This is a genomic window from Acetobacter suratthaniensis (assembly GCF_017377745.1).
GTDB lineage: Bacteria > Pseudomonadota > Alphaproteobacteria > Acetobacterales > Acetobacteraceae > Acetobacter > Acetobacter suratthaniensis.
Genome location: NZ_JAFVMG010000001.1, coordinates 614,174 through 633,348 on the forward strand (window position 1 = coordinate 614,174; position 19,175 = coordinate 633,348).

Here is a 19,175-nt window from a genome sequence, read left to right on the forward strand (position 1 = left end):
CGGGGCAGGAGAGGGCATGAAGGTTGTTGTTTTGGGGTGCGGTGGTTCAGCAGGCGTGCCCATGGTTGGTGGAGAAGGCGGCGGAGGGGACTGGGGTGACTGCGACCCCGCCGAACCACGTAATATCCGCACGCGTTCTTCCATTTTTCTGCAAATGGATAATGGCGAGGCAGTGCTGATCGACACAGGGCCAGACCTGCGCGCGCAGCTTCTGGCGCAGCGTATCAGCCGGTTTCAGTCCGTTATCTATACTCACGGCCATTCTGATCATGTGGATGGCGCGAACGAGGTGCGGGCGGTCAACCGGGTGATAGGGCAACCTATCAAGGCTTATGGTATGCCGGGGGTTCTGGCTGAAATAGAGCAGCGTTTCAGCTTCGTGTTCAAACCGTGGACACCGCCGGGGTTCTTTCGGGCTGTGCTTGAAGCCCATCCATGTGAAATCGGACAGGAAACGGCGATAGGCAGCTTTGCCTTTACGTTTTTCGAGCAGCAGCATGGGTATGCGGGTTCGACCGGCGTGCGATGCGGCAATTTTGCCTACAGTACTGATGTGGTGGAACTGCCCGAGCAGAGTCTGTGTGCTCTTGAAGGGGTGGATACATGGATTGTGGACTGTTTTCAGCTCACGCCCCATGTGGCCCATGCCTGGCTGGATCGGGTGCTGGAGTGGCGCGAACGGATCAAACCCCGCCGCACGATCCTGACCCATATGGGGGCAGGGATGGACTGGGCAACACTCTGCGCGACCCTGCCGCAGGGGGTGGAGCCTGCTTATGACGGCCTGAGCCTTCATCTGCCCGACCCACCACGGGCCAAAGCCTAATCCGTTTTGTGAAAGACCAGAAACGGGGCGGATAATCCCGCCCCGTTTGCGGGCTTATCGGCTCATCAGTACGGTCAGGTCGGCGTGTTCAAGCACATGGCGGGTAACACCGCCCAGAATAAGCTGGCGCAGGCGTGAGTGGGAATATGCCCCCATTGCCAGCAGATCAGCCCCAAAATCCGTACAGGCGGCCAGCAGCCCCTTGCCGACATCGCGGTCAACCGGCGGGAATTCAAGAGCATCGGCTTCAATGCCGTGCAGGCCCAGATAATCCAGCACATCCTGTGCGCTGGGGCCGCGACGCTGATAGTCCTCGCAATGCAGGACACGCACAGCTTCGGCCTCAGCAGCCCATGCCAGTGCTCCATGCAGGGCAGCGGAGGATTCCGCCGTGCCATTCCATGCGATACATACGCGCCTGATCAGGCCTTCAGGTGGGGTGCGCGGCGCCATGACCACAGGCCGACCACTATCGAACAGAACTGCGTGCAGGGTTTCGGATGAGGAAACATCGCGCCCTGAATCCGGGTGCGGCACCAGCGTAAAGTCTGAAAGGCGGGCGTGGGAGGGAATGATCTCGCTCTCGACCCCCCGCAGAACGGTAAAGCTGACACTGGGAAAGGGCAGGCCATTGGCGGAGTGGCGCGAGACCAGAGGCACGTCTGGATTGGCGGCGGCAAAACGTTCGAACAGCGTATGCACATCATGGGCGTGGCGCGAGCTTTCATGCTCGGCAGAGCGCATCAGCTCTTCCACCATCGCGCCGGACAGGCCTTCACCCGCCAGAGGGGCAATGTCACGTCCATCAGTGCGCACATGCAGGATGGCCAGATGTGCGCCGAAACGCCGTGCGAAATTATAACCTCGCGTCAGGGCCGCCTCTGCGTTGGAGACGCTGGGCAGGGGCAGCAGGATTTTTCGCACTTCTTTCATGGGGCTTCCTTCCTTCGGGCCGTGTTTTGCAGCTTATTACGCCCGGCGATCATCGACGTTGCGCTGGATCAATGTCCAGCCGTGATCACACCACGGCTGGAGGTGAGCGGGCGGGTGGAGCAGATCAGGGGTAAAGCCGCGTGACCTGCCAGCTTTCCCCGGCCCGTTCCCAGATGGCGCGGTCATGCAACCTGAATGGGCGTTCCTGCCAGAACTCGAAATGTTCCGGGCTGACACGGTAGCCAGACCAGTTGACCGGGCGAGGAATGACGCCTTCGCCGTAGCGGGTCTGGGCATCATGCAGGCGTTCTTCAAATACGGCGCGTGAAGCTAGCGGGCGCGACTGGTCGGAGGCAATGGCCCCCAGTCGCGAGACACGGCTACGACTCGCAAAATATGCATCGGCCTCTTCAATACTGACCGGGCTGACACGGCCTTCGATTCGGATTTGCCGACGCAGGCCTTTCCAATGAAAGAGCAGGGCGACATGCGGGTTTGCGGCCAGTTCCTTGCCCTTGCGGCTTTCGAGGTTGGTATAGAATACGAAACCCCGACGATCAGCCCCTTTGAGCAGAACAATACGGGCCGAGGGGCGACCATCCGGTGTTGCGGTCGCGAGCACCATGGCATTGGGGTCGTTGATTTCGGTTTTTTCTGCCTCGGCCATCCAGCTTTCAAACAGGGTGAAAGGGTCGGCCTGCAGGTCGATCAGCGGCAGGTCATCGCGTGGGGGAGCGGAAAAAGGCGAGGAGGTGTCCGTCATGCTAAGTACTCATCTGCTGCGGTTCGTTTCTCTTTCATACTCCCGTGAGGGGCTGGTTTGAAGTATGGGAGTGGTGTTCGGGCTTGTTTCACCGCGCGGGGTGTGCGACCAACCACGGCGTAAAAGTCCCACTGGTTTTCACTCGCATACGCTGAGGTTATCGCATGTCTTCTTCCCACACCGTACCGCCAGCACAGGGCACTCTGATGAAGGGCAAGAGGGGGCTGGTGATGGGAGTTGCCAACGACAAGTCCATTGCCTGGGCCATTGCATCCGCTGTTGCGGCGCAGGGTGGAGAACTGGCGTTTACCTATCAGGGCGATGCGCTGGGCAAGCGTGTGCAGCCACTGGCCGACAGCATTGGCGCGAAGCTTGTGCTGCCTTGCGATGTGACCGACGATGCGGCGGTTGATGCCACATTCGATATTCTTGAAAAAGAATGGGGCGAACTGGATTTTGTGGTGCATGCCATAGGCTGGGCGGACAAGCAGTATCTGCGTGGCCGCTATGTGGATACCCCGCGTGATGCCTTCCTGACTGCCATGGATATTTCGTGCTTCTCTTTCACGGCGGTTGCACAGCGCGCGGCCCGTCTGATGAAAAAGGGCGGCTCGCTGCTGACGCTGAGCTACCTTGGGGCCGAACGGGTTATGCCGCATTACAACGTTATGGGTGTGGCCAAGGCCGCGCTTGAGGCTTCCGTGCGGTATATGGCGGCGGATCTGGGCCGTGATGGTATCCGGGTGAATGCCATTTCAGCCGGGCCGATCAAGACTCTCGCCGCCAGCGGCATTGGTGATTTCCGCTATATTCTCAAGTGGAACCAGTATAATGCGCCGCTTGAGCGTAATGTGACGCTGGAAGATGTGGGTGGGGCAGGGCTGTATATGCTCTCCGACCTGTCTTCGGGGGTTACGGGTGAAGTGCACCATGTCGATTGCGGGTACCATATGGTGGGTATGAAAAACCCGTCTGCCCCTGATCTTTCTGTCGCCTCTGACTGAGGTTTCGCTGTGTCCTATAATACGTTCGGTCATCTGTTCCGTGTCACCACCTGGGGCGAAAGTCACGGGCCTGCCATAGGCTGTGTCATTGACGGCTGCCCGCCGCGTATTCCCCTGAGCGAGGCGGATATCCAGCCCTTTCTGGATCGGCGCAAGCCCGGCCAGTCGGCATTTACCACGCAGCGGCGTGAGGCGGATGCGGTAAAGATCCTGTCAGGGGTTTTTGAAGGGCAGACAACGGGTACCCCCATTTCGCTGCTGATTGAAAACACCGATCAGCGCTCGCGCGACTATGGTGATATTGCCCAGACCTATCGGCCCGGCCATGCCGATCTGACCTATGACCTGAAATACGGCATTCGCGATTACAGGGGCGGGGGCCGGTCTTCCGCCCGTGAAACCGCCTGCCGGGTCGCGGCGGGTGCCGTTGCGCGCAAAGTGCTGGGTGAGGGAGTGCAGATCCGCGCCGCCCTCGTGCAGCTTGGCCCGCATGACATCGACCGTACCCGCTGGGATTGGGCCGAGGTTGAACGTAATCCGTTTTTCTCACCCGATGCCGGGGTTGTTGAGGCATGGGAAGCGTACCTGCATGACATCCGCAAGGCGGGGTCATCCATCGGTGCAGTGATCGAGGTTGTGGCTGAAGGCGTGCCTGCGGGTTTGGGGGCGCCGATTTACGGCAAGCTGGATGCGGATATTGCTGCGGGGCTGATGAGCATCAACGCGGTCAAGGGGGTGGAAATTGGTGATGGTTTTGCCGCGGCATCCCTGACCGGACCTGAAAATGCCGATGCCCTGTACAGCAAGGATGGCCAGATTACTTTCGGTGCCAATCATGCCGGTGGTATTCTGGGCGGGATTTCCAGTGGTCAGCCGGTTGTGGCGCGCTTTGCGGTCAAACCCACCAGTTCAATGCTGACACCAGTGGATTCCATTACCCGCACAGGGCAGGAAAAACAGGTGATTACCAAAGGGCGGCACGATCCGTGCGTGGGTATCCGGGCTGTGCCGGTTGGCGAAGCCATGATGGCCTGCGTTCTGGCAGACCATCTGTTGCGGCATCGGGGGCAGATGGGAGGCTAGTCTTAGCCTTCCAGTTCCGCTTTGAGTGTAATCTCGGCGCGGAACAGCTTGGAGACAGGGCAACCAGCCTTAGCTTTTTCAGCCAGCGCCTGAAACTGTTCGGCTGTTGCCCCCGGCACATTGGCCTTGAGCGTCAGATCAACCTGCGTGATGCCAAATCCTCCGTCTGTCTTGTTAAGATGTACGGCGGCTTCGGTCTGGATGGATTGGGCGGTTAGCCCTGCTTCTCCCAGAATAAGCGACAGCGCCATAGAAAAGCATGCAGCATGGGCGGCCCCTAGCAGCTCTTCGGGGTTGCTGCCAGCCTTGCCCTCAAAACGTGTGGCAAAGCCGTAAGGGACTGCCTGTAATGCACCGCTTTCAGTGCTGATTGTACCGTGGCCTTCGCGGATGGAGCCTTTCCAGTGCGCGCTGCCATGCTTGGTGATTGTCATACTGGGCCTTCCGTTTTCTCTTGTTTGCCAGAACCGTGATCATGCGGGTGTGGAATGAATGACCCTGCGCGTGAATGGGTCAGATCGCATGATAACGTGGGCAAAGGGGGAGGGTTTTCAACAAACGCTGTACTCTCGCTAAGGTGAGCAGGCGCATGATGGATATAAGCCTATACTGCGCGGAGTAATGCAGCTAGCAATAAGCCGCCGGTACCTGTGGCTGCAAGAGCAGGAACCCGTGGCAAAAATAAAAGCCGCCAGTCCGCTGAAGTTGTCCTTGCGGGGCTGAGTGGTAATGCGGAGACCATGATGAGTTCCAACTCGACCGATATTGCCTCTTCTGTTGATGTTGTCCTGATTGGCGGTGGCGTCATGAGCGCCACACTCGGGACATTGCTCCGTCAGCTTCAGCCTGACTGGAAAATCAGCATTTACGAGCGCCTTGATACTGTTGCGGAAGAAAGCTCAAACGCCTGGAATAACGCAGGTACGGGTCATTCAGCCCTGTGCGAGCTTAACTACACCCCTCAGGGTGCCGATGGAAAAGTGGATATTTCCAAGGCGGTGGCGGTTAACGAGCAGTTTCAGGTTTCGCGTCAGTTCTGGGCTTATCTGGTTGAAAACGGCGTTATTCCTTCCGCCGGTGATTTTCTGACCGCCGTACCCCATATGAGCTTTGTTTGGGGCGAGGAAAATGTCTCTTTCCTGCGCAAGCGTTACGAAGCTCTTTCCGCCCACCCGCTATTCGCCGGGATGGATTATTCCGAAGACCGCCAGCAGATTGCCCAGTGGGCTCCGCTGATCATGCAGAACCGCCCCAAGGGTGAAGCGCTTGCCGTTACCCGTAGCCTGATGGGTACGGATGTCAATTTTGGTGCGCTTACACGGCTTTTGTTCAGCTATCTGTCCGGTACCAAAGGCTGTGTGCTGCACACCCGGCATGATGTGCAGGATCTTCAGCGGGATGAAGATGGCCAGTGGCGCTTGAAAGTGCGCGACCTGCGTGAAAACACTGATCGTATCGTACGCTCACGCTTTGTGTTTATCGGTGCCGGTGGGGCAGCCCTGAGCCTGTTGCAGAAAAGCGGTATCCCTCAGGCGCAGGGGGTTGGTGGTTTTCCGGTCAGCGGGCAGTTCCTGCGCTGTACTAACAAGGCAGTGATAGCCCGGCACCGTGCCAAGGTTTACGGCAAGGCATCCGTTGGGGCGCCCCCCATGTCCGTGCCCCATCTTGATACCCGCATGATTGATGGCAAGCCTGCTCTGCTGTTTGGCCCTTATGCCGGGTTCTCGACCCGTTTTCTCAAGCAGGGATCTCTGATGGATCTGCCGCTCTCCGTGCGGCCGGGCAATATCGGGCCTATGCTGGCTGTGGCACGGGATAACTGGCCGCTGACAAAATATCTGATCCAGCAGGTGATGCAGTCACAGGAAGACCGGCTCAAGGCGCTGCGTGATTTTATTCCCGATGCCAAAGCCGAGGATTGGGAGCTGGTCGTGGCAGGCCAGCGTGTGCAGATCATCAAGCAGGACCCGCAGAAAGGTGGCGTGCTTCAGTTCGGTACGGAAGTGATCGCCAGTGATGACGGTTCTGTTGCCGCGCTGCTTGGCGCTTCGCCGGGGGCGTCTACCGCAGCACCGATCATGCTCAATGTTCTGCAGAAATGCTTTGCGTCCAAAATGCCGGAATGGACAGACAGACTCAAAGCCATGGTGCCGTCTTTCGGGCAGAAACTCGCCAATAACCCGGCCCTGTGCCAGCAGCAGTTTGACCGGACAACCAAAATTCTGGGGCTGACGCTCTAAAGGGTATGGATGGACGCAGGCTTTTGTTAAGCCTGCTTCCATTGTGGGAAACATGCGGCCCGTCTCTGCGTGGTTCATAACGAACAGGGTAGAGGCGGGCTTATTCCGGTTCAGCTCAGATCCGAAATGCTCATATCGGCCCGCTGCCACCATGGTGTGCGGGAGAACGTTGTCTGAGGAATGAAGTCTTCCGGGTTGCCAGCGAAACAGACGGTATTGGTCGGCGTTTCCTGCAATGAAAGCTCCGTACAGCGCAGTATTCCGCCCTCATGGCGCAGAAAAGCGTTGATCTTGGCCATGAGCAGACACGCCATCAGCTCGGTTGTCGGATCGCCCGGAGTTACGACAATCCGCTGCGCCCGTGCGGGTTCATGGACAAGAAACCAATCCAGCAGGGGGTCGTCCTGCGCCAGTTGCAGGGCGTGATCGAGCTTTTCATCAACAAACCGATGCCACGTGCCTTTAGCCTGCTGGAACGAAATGGCCATATTGCCCAGACCATCAAGCCGGGCAGGGGTTGTCGCGTTCAGGCGGACAGTCACAAGCTCATTGTGGCCGTGGGGCAGGGCGCAGCTTTCAGAAGCACCATGGATAAGCCGGTGGCCCATGGAAAAGCGGCGGGTAAAAACAAGTTCAGGCATGGTCTGCTTTCCGGGCCTGATAGGCCTCCCAACCGGTTTGCCTTAGGTGGCAGGCGGGGCAGGTGCCACAGCCATACCCCCACGGATGCAGCGTTTCACGCTGGCCTGTGTAGCAGGTGTGGCTCTCACGGTTGATCAGGGCAACAAGGTCTGAGCCGCCCAGTTCTTCCGCCAGCATCCACGTTTCGGCTTTGCTCAGCCACATGAGCGGCGTGTGGATGACGTAACGGCGTTCCATCCCTAGATTGAGTGAAACCTGTAGCGATTTGATTGTATCGTCACGACAGTCTGGATAGCCCGAATAATCGGTTTCGCACACACCGGTAATAATGTGTCGGATTGTCCGTCGGGCTGCCAGAGCAGCAGCAAAAGTCAGGAACAGCAGATTACGGCCCGGCACGAATGTGTTGGGCAAACCACTCTCTGTGATGGTGATTTCTGCTTCGCGGGTCAGCGCCGTTTCCGAAACCATGTGCAACGCATCAAGCGGCAGCGTGTGATCCGGGCCGAGGCGTTCGCGCCAGAGTGGGTTGCTGTTGGCCATGCCATCGCGTAGGGCGGCGCGGCATTCCAGTTCCACCGCATGTCGCTGGCCGTAGTTGAAGCCCAATGTCTCAACACGGTTAAAACGCGCAAGCGCCCAAGCCAGACAGGTTGCTGAATCCTGCCCGCCGGAAAACAGGACAAGGGCGGCCTCGTGTTGGTCTCTTTCCGCGAGCGGCATGGTTAGGGAATTCCGGTCAGTTTATGGGTCTGTAGGGACAGGCCCCATTGCGGGTGTGCCAGACAATAGCTGATAGCTGCCTGAAGGTTCTGGGCCTGATGGGGGCCATCCATGGGCTGTAGCCAAAACTGGCGGAACTCAAGCTGCGCAAGATCCGCCGGGTCCAGCCCCGCTTGTGGATAAACCAGCTTGAGCTCTGTTCCGCCAGTCTGGAGCAGGGGTGTACCAGCTTTGGGGCTGATACACAGCCAGTCGATCCCTTCGGGAGCCAGAACTGTGCCATTGCTTTCAACGGCGATGTCAAAATCCAGAGCATGCATGGCGGCAATCAGGGGCGCATCAAGCTGGAGCAGGGGTTCTCCCCCTGTAAAAACCACGAGTTTCTGGCCGGTGTCAGAAGGGGAAGGCCAAAGACTGTTGATCGCCCCAGCGAGTTCGGCCGCCGTTGTAAAACGGCCCCCATTATCGCCATCGGTGCCGACAAAATCAGTATCGCAAAAACGGCATTGTGCGCTTTCACGATCCTGCTCTCGCCCGGACCAAAGGTTACAACCGGTAAAACGGCAGAACACGGCCACGCGTCCTGCCTGTCCACCCTCACCCTGCAGGGTGAGGAAAATTTCCTTGACGGTGTAGGTCATCCTGTCCGGGGCGATTACAGGCCGATACCGGTGGTGTGCATGCCCAGGTTATCAAGCAGGGCGCGGTCGCGCTGGGCTTGCGGGTTGGGCGTGGTCAGCAGTCGTTCGCCATAGAAAATCGAGTTCGCACCGGCGAGAAAACACAGGGTCTGCGTTTCATCCGTCATGTTTTCGCGCCCGGCGGCCAGCCGCACGCGGCTTTTGGGCATGGTAATCCGTGCTGCTGCGATCATGCGCACGAAATCAAGTGGGCTGACCTCATCCGCCTTGGCCAGAGGCGTGCCTTCAACGCGGACAAGCAGGTTGATTGGCACGCTTTCGGGGTGGGTCGGCAGGTTGGCGAGTGACGCAATCAGCCCCGCACGGTCGGTTTCGCCTTCACCCATGCCGACAATGCCGCCGCAGCACACATTGATCCCGGCATCGCGCACGCTGGAGAGCGTATCAAGGCGATCCTGATAGGTGCGGGTGGAGATGATCTCGCCATAATATTCAGGAGAGGTATCAAGGTTGTGGTTGTAGTAATCCAGACCGGCATCCTTCAGCCGCAGTGCCTGATTATCGTCCAGCATGCCAAGGGTGACGCAGGTTTCCAGCCCCAGTTCTTTCACGCCTTCGATCATGGCGCAGACGGTCTCCAGATCGCGCTCTTTGGGTGAGCGCCATGCGGCCCCCATGCAGAAGCGCCCAGCGCCAGCCGCCTTGGCCTTGCGCGCTTCTTCGAGAACCTTTTCGACGGCCATCAGCTTTTCGGCCTTAACGCTGTCTTCATGCAGGGCGCTCTGGGGGCAGTAGGCGCAATCTTCCGGGCAGCCGCCGGTCTTGATCGACAGAAGCGTGGAAATCTGGATTTCTGTCGGATCGAACGTGGCGCGATGGATAGACTGCGCACGGAACATCAGTTCAGGAAAGGGAAGGTTCAACAGGGTCTGAATTTCCGCAACACTCCAGTCGTGGCGCGTGGGCGCGGGAGCAGGGGAGTGAGCAAGGGGGGATGAACCATCAGCCATAACAGCAAACCGAACCAGAATATGAAGAAGGAGGGCGAATATAACCCGGCTACGAGGGCAGCACCAGCATGTAATGCCGTTACGGCGTGTAACCGGGCTGTTGTGGGTGTGTAGGAGCCCTTGAGAGCATGCCTGCACCGGGTCTGGTCGCGGTTTCTGGAGCGCGGCCAATTTGCGCATAAGATATATTATGCCAACAAAATTAGGCCCATCGTAGCGCTGCAAATAACATTTAATTGTCGTTAATTGCGCTGTGCAATCCAGCCTTGATGGTGAAAATAAAAGTTGTTGGGATATGAATGTGTCTGTATGAACAGTTTAATTGTTTTCATTTAATCGTTTGGAAGCGGTGTATAAGGCGTGGCCACGGTTTTTGAAAGAGATGATCAGTTGCACGAACTGCAAGCCGTGCAGGATAACCCCGTAACTCTGTTGCGGGCCGCACAGGCTCAGTTTGGCGATCGACTGGCAGTTTTATCCTCTTTTGGTGCTGAATCTGCCCTGCTTTTGGCTTTGGTGGCCGAGGCAGACCCCGGTATGCGGGTTTTGTTCCTCAATACTGGCCGACATTTTCCTGAAACACTGGCTTACCGGCGCGATCTTGCGGCGTTTCTCGGTCTGACGAATGTCATCGACATTGATCCCGACCCGGTGCGTGTTGCGGAAAGTGACCCTACTGGCGAACTCTGGGCCTTCGATCCCGATGCCTGCTGCGCAGTGCGCAAGGTTGAGCCGCTGCGCCTGGCGTCTTTGGGGTATGATGTCATGGTCACCGGCCGCAAGCGCGGTCAGGCTTCCACCCGTGCGCAGATGGAAGTTGTGGAACGCCGTCCCGATGGCCAGATAAGGATCAATCCGCTCACTTACTGGAGCGCTGAGGAAATTCAGGCTGAAATGACACGGCGTGGCCTGCCCCCTCACCCGCTGGTAAGCGAGGGGTATTTGTCTATCGGCTGTGCGCCCTGCACCGCGCCTGTAAGCGGCGGGGAGGATGCCCGCGGTGGTCGCTGGGCTGGTTTGAACAAAACCGAGTGTGGTATTCATGTCAGCTAGACGTGTAGTGGCCTGAATACCTGAGTGCCAGACGCACATTTTTATTCTTCATGCAGCCCGAGAACGGGGTTATGGATACTATGGATCATCTTGATCAACTGGAAGCTCAGAGCGTTTTTATTCTGAGAGAAGCCTATCGCAAGCTCAAGCCTCTGGCCATGTTGTGGTCACTGGGCAAGGATTCGAACGTCATGGTCTGGCTGGCCAAGAAGGCGTTCCTTGGTCGTGTGCCGTTCCCCGTGATGCACGTGGATACGGGCAAGAAATTCCCTGAAATGTACCAGTTCCGGGATGAATACACCAAGAAGTGGGAACTCGAACTGCTGCTGGGCGATTGCCCCCCGGTTGAAGAAATGGATCCCTCGCTTCCGCCTGCTGCGCGTTCGGCTGCCCGTAAAACGGCTGGTCTTGCTGCCATGATTGAGAAGCACAAACTTCAGGGCGTGATCGCGGGTATCCGTCGTGACGAACAGGGCACCCGTGCGAAAGAGCGCGTGTTCAGCCCGCGTGGTGCAAGCCATAAATGGGATATTCGCAATCAGCCGCCCGAATTCTGGGACCAGTATGCAACCCCGCACGAGGAAGGCATGCATATTCGCGTCCATCCCCTGCTGGCGTGGCGTGAAATTGATATCTGGCGCTATATCGAGCGTGAAGGCATTCCGCTGGTTGACCTGTATTTCTCCAAAAACGGTAAGCGTTATCGTTCACTGGGTGATTCCGACATTACCTCCCCGGTCGAGAGCAATGCTGCCACCGTGGCGGAAGTGATCACGGAACTGGAAACGACCAAAACATCCGAACGTGCGGGCCGCGCCATGGATCATGAGTCCGAGGATGCCTTCGAACGCCTGCGTGTGGCGGGCTATCTCTGATTACGTGCCGACCGGGATTGAAGCGAACATGACCAAGAACACCACCACCAGCCTGGATGCGGCAACGCCTATCGTTATTGTCGGGCATGTCGATCATGGCAAATCCACCCTGATCGGGCGCCTGCTGCACGACACGGACAACCTGCAGGATGGCAAGGTTGCCCAGATCATTGAATCGTCCAAAAAGCGCGGCCTCAAGATAGAGTGGAGCTTTCTGCTCGACTCCCTCCAGATCGAGCGCGATCAGGGCGTTACCGTTGATTCTACCCGTATTCCCTTCAATCTTGCCGGGCGGGAATATGTCATTGTGGATGCGCCGGGACACCGCCAGTTCCTGCGTAACATGATTACCGGTGCCGCCGATGCCGAAGCCGCCGTGCTGGTTGTGGATGCACAGGAAGGCGCGCGTGAGCAGACACGCCGTCACGCCATGCTGCTGCATCTGATCGGTATCCGCCATATTGTTGTGCTGCTGAACAAGGTTGACCTGCTCGATTTCGATCAGGCCAAGATTGCAGCAGTGCAGGATGATGTGACGGACCTGCTGACCCGGCTCGACCTCAAGGCCTCCGTATTTGTACCGGCCTCCGCGCGTGATGGTGATAACATCGCGGAGCGTTCCGAGCGTATGCCATGGTACACCGGCCCGACCCTGACGGAAGCGCTGGTGGCCGTGCCTTCTCCCGCATCCCGTGCGGAACTGGCCCTGCGCCTGCCGGTGCAGGATGTGTACCGTTTTGGTGACAAACGTTACGTTGCTGGCCGGATCGAACGTGGCCGTGTGCGCGTTGGTGATACGGTGGTGATCGGCACGCAGAAAACCCCTGCGCGTATCGCTTCCATTGAAGGCTGGCACGCAGCTCCGCAGGTTTCTGCCTATGCCGGGCAGTCTGTGGCGGTCACGCTGGAGCCGGACGTTATTCCTGATCGTGGCGACCTGCTGCATCATCGTGAAACAGCGCCGGTCGAGGCATCACGCGTGCGTACGCGTCTGTTCTGGCTGCGTCAGGAGCCGCTGCGGGTAGGTGAGAGCTTCCGCCTGCGTCTGTCAACGGCAGAACATGCCGTGACCGTGACGGCTATTGAGTCCGTGGTCAATCTGGATGATCTGACGGAAAATCCCGGAGAGGAAGTGCCGCCTGAAGGCTTCGCGCAGATCGTTCTCTCCGCCTCTGAAAACATCCAGTTCGATCCCTTCACCCCCGGCACAACTGATGGTCGTGGCGTGCTGGTGGATCGGCAGCAGCGGATTGTCGGCGGGGCACCGCTGATCGGTGCGGCTGAAATCGCTGCGGGTGAAAAGGTGATTCACCCAAGCGCTAGCCATGTGAGCGTGCAGGACCGCGAGCGGGTTAAGGGCCATCAGGGCGGGGTATTCTGGCTGACCGGACTTTCTGGCGCAGGCAAGACCACGCTGGCACGTGCGGCTGAAAACCGGCTGTTTGCCGCCGGTGTGGACGTGACCGTGCTGGATGGTGATACGCTGCGTGCCGGTCTGTGCAGCGACCTTGGCTTTAGTGAAGCCGAACGCACCGAAAACGTGCGCCGTGCCGCTGAGGTTGCCCGTATTCTGCGTGATGCCGGGCAGGTTGTGCTGGTTACGCTGATTTCACCCCTGAAATCAGACCGGGCACTGGCCGCACGGATTATCGGTGATAATTTTGCCGAAATCTTTGTCGATGCCGGGCTGGATGTGTGCGAACAGCGCGACCCCAAGGGGCTGTATGCTGCGGCTCGTGCAGGCAAGATCAGCAGCTTTACCGGGATAGACGCGCCGTATGAGGCACCGCAGGCTCCTGCTCTGCGGGTTGAAACCGGCGCACAGGCTGTCGATGCGGCGGCCGGTGAACTGGTTTCCTTCGTGGAAGCCACGGTTCGTGCGGATGCGGGACAGCGCAAACGGGGCTGAAGCATTCTGGTTCAGGCGCAGGCAGACGCGCCCGGTTCTTACGGATCGGGCGCGTTGTGTTCTTGTGGCCAAACCTGATGGCTGGCTATCATCTATCTTAGGGAAAGCCGGGACGAGCGCGCCGTAACATGAAACAGTTTTTTCTTGCATTGCTACGCTCGAACCGGGCGTTGCCGGGGTATCGGCTGTCCCTGATCACAACCCTGCTATGGGCGGGGTTGCTGATCGTTCTGCCTCTTTCAACATTGCTGGTGCGGCCGTGGCAGGATGGCGTTGCCGCTATGCTGACAGCCCTGCGCGATGGGCGCATGTTCGCGGCTCTGTGGACGAGCTTTTCCTGCGCGGCGACAGCGGCGGCCTGCAACCTGCCTTTTGGGCTTATGCTTGCCTGGGCGCTGGTGCGCGGTCAGTTGCCGGGGCGGCATGTGGCCAACGCCTTGATAGATCTGCCGCTGGCTCTGCCCACGGCGGTTTCAGGCATTACATTAGCGACCCTGTATAGCCCGAACGGCTGGCTGGGTGCGCCTTTATCCCGTTTGGGTATTCTCGTTTCCTATAATCGGCTTGGTATTGTGGTCGCGCTCATGTTCGTGGGGTTGCCCTTTATGGTGCGCGCCATTGAGCCGGTTCTGCGTGATCTGCCTCATGAGCTTGAGGAAGCGGCCCAGTTGTTGGGTGCCAAGCCATGGCAGGTGTTCACCCGCGTGATTGTGGCCCCGCTCCTGCCCGCACTGGTGACAGGATTTGGTCTGGCATTTGCTCGCGGGATTGGTGAATACGGCTCTGTCATCTTTATCGCAGGTAATCAGCCATTCAGGAGCGAGATTGCCCCGCTGCTGATTGTGGTGCGCCTGCAGGAGTTTGATTATGCCGGGGCTACAGCGATTGCGTTGATCCTGCTGGTGGCGTCGCTTCTGGTGTTGCTGCTGGTAGGCATGATGCGCAAACGACTTGCTTTGTGGAGTGAGCGGGCATGATGCGCTACGGGCTGTGGGTGGCAACATGGGTGTTCATTCTGGTGGTGCTGGTTGCCCCACCGGCCATGGTGCTGAGCGAAGCACTTAAAGATGGTCTGGGTGCGGCTCTGGCAACGCTGTCAGACCCCGATGGTCAGTCCGCTATCTGGCTTACCCTGCGTGTGACGGTGGTTTCGGTTGCTGTTAATACCGTGTTTGGGGTGCTGGCAGCATGGTTGCTGGCCTGTTTTCGTTTCCGTGGACGGCAGGCGCTGCTGGTTCTGATCGAACTGCCGCTGAGCATTTCGCCCGTGGTGTCGGGTCTGGTGTGGCTGCTGCTGTTTGGGGCGCAGGGATGGTTTGGCCCCCAACTGGAACGGTGGAATATCCATATCGCCTTTGCCGTGCCCGGCATTATTCTGGCCACGCTGTTTGTGACCTTGCCCTACGTGGTGCGCACATTGCTGCCCGTGATGGAACTGCAAGGACGTGATGCGGAGGAAGCGGCTGTACTGGCCGGGGCCAATTTCTGGCAGGTTTTGTGGCATGTGACCCTGCCGGGTGTCAGGGGCGCGCTGCTTTCGGGTGTGCTGTTGACAACAGCGCGGTCTTTGGGGGAGTTCGGCGCGGTTTCCGTGGTGTCTGGCCATATTCCGGGTGAGACTGAAACCATGCCTCTGCATATCGAGAATTTGTACAACGGCTATCAGTCCGTTGCGGCTTTTACCATGGCGGCCCTGCTGGGGGTTATGGCCATGGGGGCTGTGCTGCTGCGTTCAGCCCCTGAATGGATCGCACGCCTGCGGGAGAAAAAGGCATGAGTATTGAAGTCAGCGCTCTTGAGCGTTTTGCTCCGGGGCGGCGCAAACCGCTGCTGAGCAAGGTTTCGCTCGATGTGCCGGATTCTGCCTTTGTTGCGCTGGTTGGGCCATCGGGTGCAGGCAAGACAACCCTGCTGCGGGCTATTGCCGGGCTTGATCCTTATCAGGGCGGTACCGTCAGCCTTGATGGGCAGGTGATGAAAGATGTGAGCGCGCGGGCGGGTCAGGTCGGCTTTGTTTTCCAGAACTATGCCCTGTTTCCGCATATGACAGCCGCGCGGAATATCGCATTCGGGCTGGATATACTGCCTGCGGCCCGACGCCCTACCCGCGAGCGGATTAATGAGCGGGTCAGGGAGCTGCTCGAATTGATGCAGATCCCGGATCTGGGTGGTGCCTACCCTGCCCGCCTGTCTGGTGGGCAGAGGCAGCGTGTGGCGCTGGCCCGGGCCTTGGCCACAGGCCCCCGTGTGCTGCTGCTTGATGAGCCTTTTGGCGCGCTCGATCCCATTGTGCGGCGTTCGATCCGGTCATGGCTGCGTGACCTGCATGACCGGTTGGGGCTGACCACCATCCTTGTCACCCATGATCAGGAAGAAGCACTCGACGTTGCTGACAGGATCGTGGTTATGCAGGATGGTCAGATTGTGCAGGACGCTTCGCCCGTTGCGCTCGATCGAAGTCCTGCGACCGAGTTTGTTATGGAGTTTCTGGGCGAAGCAGTTTCTTTTCCCGGCGATGTGCGGTCAGGCCGTATGGTACCACATGATCCGCTGGTGCAGCCATTTGCCGTGCCTGAAACAGTGGTTGATGGCTCTGCTGTAGCCATGATCCGCCCCTATGAAATACAGCTTGTTCCCGCACAGCCGGGACAGGAAGCGCTGCTGAAGGCCGCACCGCGTGGTGCGCGTAATGGCTACCGTCATTACGTGCTTAACAGCGCGGGCCACAGCATTCCGTTCTTTCTGCCGCAGGATGGCGTGGATCATGCGCTGGAAGGGGCTGCGCTCGATGTTAGCCGCGCACGCCTGTTCCGCGATGGTCTAGCCTGCCTGTAAGGTAGATGACATGATACGTTTTTTGTTCGTGGTATATTGATAATATCATCTGTTTTTTGTATTTTCTTTGGCAGGAATGGGCCAGAAAGGGACGGACGTGGATCGCAGAAACAATCGCCGCGATGAAGATGGGCTGAGCGTTGTTACGGCAAACCGGCTGCTGGACGGGCGGATTGTCTGGCTTGACCCGCACGGCGCATGGCAGTTGACCATCAAGAACGCGGCAACTTTTTCTAATGACAGCATGCCCGAGCGGCTCGCCAGCCAGAATGCGCGGGCTGCGGTGGATGAAGTCGTGGGGATTTATGGCGTTCAGGTTGTGCTGTCTTCTTCCGGCCCCGAGCCTTTGACAACCCGTGAGCGTATCCGTGCGTTTGGCCCCAGCGTGCATGCCGCCTTTACCCCGGCCTGGCAGCCCCCCGCGCAGGCGGGGCAGGCCTGAAAACCGTCAGCAGGACAAGAAACCCATGCCCAAGCTCCTTCAGTCCACGCTTCCGGTCGGGCGCTATGCCTATGACGAAGTTGATCGTGCCTTTCTGGCCCAGCGCGTTGAACAGTTTCGCGATCAGGTCGCCCGCCGTCTCTCCGGTGCGCTGAGCGAGGACGAGTTCAAGCCCCTGCGGCTGATGAACGGCCTTTACCTGCAACTTCATGCCTATATGCTCCGTGTTGCTATTCCGTATGGCACCGTCAGTGCAGTGCAGATGCGCACGCTAGCGCATATCGCGCGCCGTTATGACCGGGGTTATGGTCACTTCACCACGCGCCAGAACATTCAGTTCAACTGGATCAAGCTGGAAGATACGCCCGAAATTCTGGACGTGCTGGCTGATGCCCAGATGCATGCCATCCAGACCAGCGGTAACTGCATCCGCAATGTGACATCCGACCAGTTTGCCGGAGCCGCACAGGATGAGGTGCTTGACCCGCGCGTGCATGCGGAAATCCTGCGGCAGTGGTCAACCCTGCATCCTGAGTTCACCTTCCTGCCGCGTAAGTTCAAGATTGCCATTTCCGGCAGCGCACAGGATCGTGTAGCCGCCCGTTTCCATGATGTCGGGCTGATTGCTCGCCAGAGTGAGCAAGGGCGTCCTGTGTTCGAGGTGATCGTGGGTGGCGGGCTTGGGCGTACGCCTATCGTGGGTGTCAGCCTGCGGGATGATCTGCCTGAAGAGGATCTGATTGCCTATCTCGAAGCGGTACTGCGGGTCTATAACGAGTACGGTCGCCGCGATAACATGTACAAGGCCCGTATCAAGATCCTCGTGCAAGCTCTTGGACGTGAAGCGTTTCTTGAAAAGGTCAATGCCGAATTCGCGGCAATGGATCGTAGCCGTTACCGCCTGCCCGCCGAGGTGGTTGAGGCCATTCGGGCGCGTTTTGGCGCACCGGCCTTTGAAACCCTGCCCGATGGAGCAGAAAGCCTTGCCGCCCAGTGCCGTGCGGACCGTGAGTTTGCTGCGTGGGTCAGCACCAACACGCATCCGCACAAGCAGTCCGGCTATTGCAGCCTGACGGTTTCGTGCAAGCCGGCCGGGGGGATCCCGGGCGATGCAACGGCGGATCAGATGGATCTGCTGGCCGATCTGGCGGATCAGTACAGCTTTGGTGAGCTGCGCATTACCCATATGCAGAATGTCGTGCTGGGTCATGTCCGGCAGGATCAGTTGTATGCACTCTGGCAGGTGTTGCAGGCCAACGGTCTGGGTACGGCCAATGTGGGGCTACTGACCGATATTATCGCCTGCCCGGGGCTGGATTACTGCTCACTGGCTAATGCGCGTTCCATCCCTATTGCGCAGAAGCTGAGTGCCCGTTTTGCCGACAACACGCTGCAGCAGGAAATTGGTCAGCTTCGGCTGAATATTTCGGGCTGCATCAATGCCTGTGGACATCACCACGCGGGTAATATCGGTATTCTGGGGGTGGATAAACGCGGCGAGGAAGCGTTCCAGATCACGCTGGGTGGCAGCACGGGGGATGATGCATCCGTCGGCCAGATTATTGGTTCCGCCATGTCCGAAGACGAGACAGTGGACGCCATTGCCCGTATAATCGACACCTATCTCGTCCGGCGTAATCCGGGGGAGCGTTTTATCGAGACCTGTCGCCGTCTTGGCGCGGCGCCATTCAAGGACGCAGCCTATGCCACTGTTTGAGAACGGCCAGATTATGGAAAACGGCTGGCAGACTGCGCAGGAAGGTGTGGCTCTGCCTGAAGGTGATGTGCTGGTGCCTCTGTCCCGTCTGGCTGAAGGGCTGGGGCGTAATGGTGCGGGCCGTCTGGGTGTGGTGCTTGAACCGGCGGATCGGGTTGAAAGTCTGCGTGAAGCCCTGCCCCGTCTGGATCTTGTATGTGTAACATTCGGTTCCTTCCGCGATGGCCGGGCTTTCAGTCAGGCCCGCGCCCTGCGTGAGCACCTGCACTACACCGGAGCGCTTCGGGCTGCGGGGCATATCCTGCCCGATCAGTACGAGTTCTTGCTGCGTTGTGGGGTTTCGCAGGTAGAAATCCCGCAAGGGAGCGACCCGGCATTCTGGCAGGCAGCCCATACCCGCTTTACGGTAGCGTATCAGCCTTCCGTTCTGGATGAAAAACCAGAAGGCACCGGCCTTAGGAGATGGCTGCTTTCCTGAC

20 protein-coding genes are annotated in these 19,175 nt (G+C 58.7%); 13 read left to right on the forward strand and 7 right to left on the reverse strand.

What is annotated here, in order from left to right:
- Positions 1 to 16 precede the first annotated feature (16 nt).
- Complete coding sequence (locus tag J2D75_RS02885; protein ID WP_207852485.1) at positions 17 to 826, forward strand: MBL fold metallo-hydrolase; 810 nt, start codon at positions 17 to 19, stop codon at positions 824 to 826.
- 54 nt (positions 827 to 880) lie between these two features.
- Here the strand turns inward: J2D75_RS02885 and J2D75_RS02890 are convergent, their stop codons facing one another.
- Together J2D75_RS02890 and pdxH are read right to left on the reverse strand one after the other, a co-directional pair.
- Positions 881 to 1,759 (reverse strand): universal stress protein, encoded by an 879-nt coding sequence (locus J2D75_RS02890; protein ID WP_207852487.1) that lies wholly within the window; start codon positions 1,757 to 1,759, stop codon positions 881 to 883.
- 124 nt (positions 1,760 to 1,883) lie between these two features.
- A complete protein-coding gene (gene pdxH / locus J2D75_RS02895; protein ID WP_207852489.1) occupies positions 1,884 to 2,522 on the reverse strand; it encodes a pyridoxamine 5'-phosphate oxidase in 639 nt (212 codons plus the stop codon).
- A 164-nt stretch (positions 2,523 to 2,686) separates the two neighbouring features.
- Here pdxH and fabI point away from each other — a divergent pair, with 164 nt between their 5' ends.
- Together fabI and aroC are read left to right on the forward strand one after the other, a co-directional pair.
- The gene (gene fabI, locus J2D75_RS02900) at positions 2,687 to 3,526 is read left to right on the forward strand and encodes an enoyl-ACP reductase FabI (RefSeq protein ID WP_207852491.1); all 840 of its coding nucleotides are present in this window, start codon (positions 2,687 to 2,689) and stop codon (positions 3,524 to 3,526) included.
- A 9-nt stretch (positions 3,527 to 3,535) separates the two neighbouring features.
- Complete coding sequence (aroC, locus tag J2D75_RS02905; protein WP_207852493.1) at positions 3,536 to 4,609, forward strand: chorismate synthase; 1,074 nt, start codon at positions 3,536 to 3,538, stop codon at positions 4,607 to 4,609.
- A gap of 2 nt (positions 4,610 to 4,611) precedes the next feature.
- Here the strand turns inward: aroC and J2D75_RS02910 are convergent, their stop codons facing one another.
- On the reverse strand, positions 4,612 to 5,043 hold the full coding sequence (locus tag J2D75_RS02910; protein WP_207852495.1) for an OsmC family protein: 432 nt from the start codon (positions 5,041 to 5,043) through the stop codon (positions 4,612 to 4,614).
- A 285-nt stretch (positions 5,044 to 5,328) separates the two neighbouring features.
- Between J2D75_RS02910 and J2D75_RS02915 the strand changes: the two genes are divergently transcribed.
- Positions 5,329 to 6,849, forward strand: a complete 1,521-nt coding sequence (locus tag J2D75_RS02915) for a malate:quinone oxidoreductase (RefSeq protein WP_265782792.1) — start codon at positions 5,329 to 5,331, stop codon at positions 6,847 to 6,849.
- Positions 6,850 to 6,959: 110 nt separating this feature from the next.
- On the opposite strand, the gene J2D75_RS02920 is transcribed toward J2D75_RS02915, so the two are convergent.
- From J2D75_RS02920 to bioB, 4 genes are read right to left on the reverse strand one after another with little or no spacing between them, the layout of a single operon-like run.
- Positions 6,960 to 7,490 carry a 6-pyruvoyl trahydropterin synthase family protein gene (locus tag J2D75_RS02920; RefSeq protein WP_207852499.1) on the reverse strand — a complete coding sequence of 177 codons (531 nt, stop codon included), beginning with the start codon at positions 7,488 to 7,490 and terminating at the stop codon, positions 6,960 to 6,962.
- Positions 7,483 to 8,214 (reverse strand): 7-cyano-7-deazaguanine synthase QueC, encoded by a 732-nt coding sequence (gene queC, locus J2D75_RS02925; protein ID WP_207852501.1) that lies wholly within the window; start codon positions 8,212 to 8,214, stop codon positions 7,483 to 7,485. The genes J2D75_RS02920 and queC overlap by 8 nt, the downstream gene beginning before the upstream one ends.
- Positions 8,215 to 8,216: 2 nt before the next feature.
- On the reverse strand, positions 8,217 to 8,855 hold the full coding sequence (gene queE / locus J2D75_RS02930; protein WP_207852503.1) for a 7-carboxy-7-deazaguanine synthase: 639 nt from the start codon (positions 8,853 to 8,855) through the stop codon (positions 8,217 to 8,219).
- Positions 8,856 to 8,869: 14 nt separating this feature from the next.
- Positions 8,870 to 9,865 (reverse strand): biotin synthase BioB, encoded by a 996-nt coding sequence (bioB, locus tag J2D75_RS02935; RefSeq protein WP_207852505.1) that lies wholly within the window; start codon positions 9,863 to 9,865, stop codon positions 8,870 to 8,872.
- Positions 9,866 to 10,255: 390 nt separating this feature from the next.
- Between bioB and J2D75_RS02940 the strand changes: the two genes are divergently transcribed.
- The 9 genes from J2D75_RS02940 (at position 10,256) to J2D75_RS02980 (ending at position 19,174) form a co-directional block, all read left to right on the forward strand.
- Positions 10,256 to 10,918, forward strand: a complete 663-nt coding sequence (locus J2D75_RS02940; RefSeq protein WP_207852507.1) for a phosphoadenylyl-sulfate reductase — start codon at positions 10,256 to 10,258, stop codon at positions 10,916 to 10,918.
- Between the two features lie 80 nt (positions 10,919 to 10,998).
- Entirely contained in the window at positions 10,999 to 11,793 is a 795-nt protein-coding gene (gene cysD / locus J2D75_RS02945; RefSeq protein WP_207852879.1) for a sulfate adenylyltransferase subunit CysD, read from the forward strand.
- Positions 11,794 to 11,821: 28 nt separating this feature from the next.
- The gene (gene cysC / locus J2D75_RS02950; RefSeq protein ID WP_207852881.1) at positions 11,822 to 13,702 is read left to right on the forward strand and encodes an adenylyl-sulfate kinase; all 1,881 of its coding nucleotides are present in this window, start codon (positions 11,822 to 11,824) and stop codon (positions 13,700 to 13,702) included.
- 128 nt (positions 13,703 to 13,830) lie between these two features.
- The gene (gene cysT, locus J2D75_RS02955; protein WP_207852509.1) at positions 13,831 to 14,679 is read left to right on the forward strand and encodes a sulfate ABC transporter permease subunit CysT; all 849 of its coding nucleotides are present in this window, start codon (positions 13,831 to 13,833) and stop codon (positions 14,677 to 14,679) included.
- Positions 14,676 to 15,479, forward strand: a complete 804-nt coding sequence (locus J2D75_RS02960) for a sulfate ABC transporter permease (protein WP_207852511.1) — start codon at positions 14,676 to 14,678, stop codon at positions 15,477 to 15,479. Before cysT ends, J2D75_RS02960 begins: the two co-directional genes overlap by 4 nt.
- The gene (locus J2D75_RS02965; protein WP_207852513.1) at positions 15,476 to 16,537 is read left to right on the forward strand and encodes a sulfate/molybdate ABC transporter ATP-binding protein; all 1,062 of its coding nucleotides are present in this window, start codon (positions 15,476 to 15,478) and stop codon (positions 16,535 to 16,537) included. Before J2D75_RS02960 ends, J2D75_RS02965 begins: the two co-directional genes overlap by 4 nt.
- 97 nt (positions 16,538 to 16,634) lie before the next feature.
- Positions 16,635 to 16,979 (forward strand): DUF2849 domain-containing protein, encoded by a 345-nt coding sequence (locus J2D75_RS02970; protein WP_207852515.1) that lies wholly within the window; start codon positions 16,635 to 16,637, stop codon positions 16,977 to 16,979.
- 25 nt (positions 16,980 to 17,004) lie between these two features.
- The gene (locus J2D75_RS02975) at positions 17,005 to 18,696 is read left to right on the forward strand and encodes a nitrite/sulfite reductase (RefSeq protein WP_207852518.1); all 1,692 of its coding nucleotides are present in this window, start codon (positions 17,005 to 17,007) and stop codon (positions 18,694 to 18,696) included.
- A complete protein-coding gene (locus tag J2D75_RS02980; protein ID WP_207852520.1) occupies positions 18,683 to 19,174 on the forward strand; it encodes a DUF934 domain-containing protein in 492 nt (163 codons plus the stop codon). Before J2D75_RS02975 ends, J2D75_RS02980 begins: the two co-directional genes overlap by 14 nt.
- Position 19,175 lies beyond the last annotated feature (1 nt).